1 protein-coding gene is annotated in these 278 nt (G+C 43.2%); it reads right to left on the bottom strand.

The window, feature by feature from the left end; all coding sequences use genetic code 11:
* A partial coding sequence (locus KK062_RS30290; protein ID WP_254088121.1) for a hypothetical protein occupies positions 1–278 on the bottom strand: 278 nt, incomplete at both ends.

Below are 278 nucleotides of genomic sequence, written 5' to 3'. Positions count from 1 at the left end.
GCCCAGACGTATCCGCGTTGGATGGACAGGGGTTCGCCAATTTTGAATTGTGAAGCGTATGGAGACGTTTCAAGTCCAGGAAACTCGACGAGTCTAGTCTTGGGGAACGTTATATTAAAGATGGACGACCATCTAATATTTTCAGTTTCAATGTTTCGGGTTTGAAGTGCAAGCTCAATACCTTCGTTTTCAACAGTTGCATCTAAGTTAGACAAAACTCCAGGAAACCCAGTCATCGCCGGTAGTTGATAATCAACAAGTTGGTTTGAGGATCTATT

This window comes from Dawidia cretensis (genome assembly GCF_018598175.1).
GTDB lineage: Bacteria > Bacteroidota > Bacteroidia > Cytophagales > Cyclobacteriaceae > Ohtaekwangia > Ohtaekwangia cretensis.
This window is presented reverse-complemented; position numbering and strand designations above follow the sequence as displayed.